Genomic DNA, 1,696 nt, shown 5'->3' with positions numbered 1-1,696 from the left:
ATCCAAATCCGCATCGCACTCATGAACCGCTTCTCGGCCATCGGAACGGCCGAGATAGTCCGCGTGGACTGATGACAACGGGGAAAGGGGGCATCACGTCTCACGCGTGAGTTACGCAACAACGCCCCGCAGGAGACGGAGTTCGTCATGCTGATCCATCGCTGCCTGCGTCCTCACCAAAGTAAGCGGCGTTTGAACCCCACGTTGCTTGGCTGACGCGCTGCTGCGAAGTCCTTTTCATCGGTTGATGGGGAGTGCGTTTCGCAATGTGTGCCAAGACTTCGTTTCTCATTTCCTTGGGCGTCGAGATCTATCCGTCAGGCCATCGCCGGTGGCCGAATGAGGTGAAGGCTCTTGTCGTCGCCGACACACTGGAGCCGGGTGCCACGGTGAACGCGGTGGCGGATCGCTATGGCGTGCAGCCGAACCAGCTGTCGTCGTGGCGGCGGTTGGCCAAGCAGGGCAAGCTGGTGCTGCCAGCTGTAGCACCTGACGAGCCTGTCTTTGCGCGGCTGGTGGTCTGCGATCCGGCGCCAGCACCCCCTTCCTGCGACCGGCTGCCGGCTGCTGAGCAGATCCGGATCGTGATCGGTGAGGTGAGGCTCGAGCTGGCCGCGGACATGCCCGCCGTTCGGCTGGCCGAGATCGTCCGGGCGCTCGGAGCCGCACCGTGCTGATGCCGTCGCAGGGTATGCGGATCCTGGTGGCAACCAAGCCGGTGGACTTCAGGAAGGGGCACGACGGATTGGCAGCCTTGGCGCAGTCGATGCTGGCGGAAGACCCTTTCACCGGCACGATATTCGTGTTCCGCTCAAGGCGCGCCGACCGGCTGAAGATCCTGTTCTGGGACGGCAGCGGCCTGGTGATGGCTTACAAGCGTCTGGAGGCCGACAGCTTCACGTGGCCGGCCATCCGGGACGGCGCCATGACCTTGAGCCGCACGCAGTTCGAGGCGCTTTTTGCTGGCCTGGACTGGCGGCGGGTCCGGCCTCTGGAGACCCCGAAGCCAGCCGTTGCGGAATGACTTAAACAACAGAAAAGACGAGCAATATCAGGTTGACCGGGCTATGATCGCGACATGTCCACAGTCCCCTCCATCGACCTGTCCGTCATCCCCGAAAGCCAGCGTGCAGCTGTGCTCGCCGTCGCTTACGCGAAAGGGATGCGCTGCGGGAAAGCAACCGGCGGCTGGAGCATCTGATCGCTGAGCTGAACCAGGCCGTGCATGGCAAACGCTCCGAGAAGCTGAACGACGACGAGCGTCAGCTGGCTTTCGAGGATCTCGAAACCGCCGTGGCAGAGGCCGAGACCCGGCAGGATGCGGAGGCTGCGCCCCGCACGCCCCCGCGCCGGGCTGCTCGCCGCAATCGCGGGCATCTTCCGGAAAGCCTGCCCCGCGTTGAGCGGGTGATCGAGCCGGACAGCCTGCTCTGTCCGTGTGGCTGCGGTGAGATGCACCGCATCGGCGAAGACCGGACCGAGCGGCTGGACATCGTGCCCGCGCAACTGCGGGTCATCGTGATTGTGCGCCCCAAATATGCGTGCCGTCGTTGCGCCGAGGGCGTGACCCAGGCCCCGGCACCCGCACACCTGATCGAGGGCGGCCTGCCCACTGAGGGCGCCCTCGCGCATGTCCTCGTCAGCAAGTATGCCGATCACCTGCCATTGTATCGCCAGAGCCAGATCCTCGCCCGCG

At 64.7% G+C, this 1,696-nt stretch carries 3 protein-coding genes; all 3 read left to right on the top strand.

Annotated elements, in window-relative coordinates:
* Positions 1 to 296: 296 nt before the first annotated feature.
* The gene (tnpA, locus tag FA740_RS20400; protein ID WP_420873162.1) at positions 297 to 677 is read left to right on the top strand and encodes an IS66-like element accessory protein TnpA; all 381 of its coding nucleotides are present in this window, start codon (positions 297 to 299) and stop codon (positions 675 to 677) included.
* Positions 677 to 1,024, top strand: a complete 348-nt coding sequence (gene tnpB, locus FA740_RS19360) for an IS66 family insertion sequence element accessory protein TnpB (protein ID WP_136858418.1) — start codon at positions 677 to 679, stop codon at positions 1,022 to 1,024. Before tnpA ends, tnpB begins: the two co-directional genes overlap by 1 nt.
* 143 nt (positions 1,025 to 1,167) lie before the next feature.
* On the top strand, positions 1,168 to 1,696 hold a 529-nt coding region (locus tag FA740_RS19355), incomplete at its 3' end, for an IS66 family transposase zinc-finger binding domain-containing protein (RefSeq protein ID WP_420873163.1).

It is taken from the genome of Paracoccus hibiscisoli, from assembly GCF_005048265.1.
GTDB lineage: Bacteria > Pseudomonadota > Alphaproteobacteria > Rhodobacterales > Rhodobacteraceae > Paracoccus > Paracoccus hibiscisoli.
The sequence above is the reverse complement of the archived record's forward strand: the minus strand, read 5'-3'. Positions and strand labels throughout refer to the sequence as shown.

Excerpts from the sequence above, each read along its gene's own strand:
- tnpB (WP_136858418.1), top strand. The coding sequence starts at position 677 with ATGCCGTCGCAGGGTATGCGGATCCTGGTGGCAACCAAGCCGGTGGAC.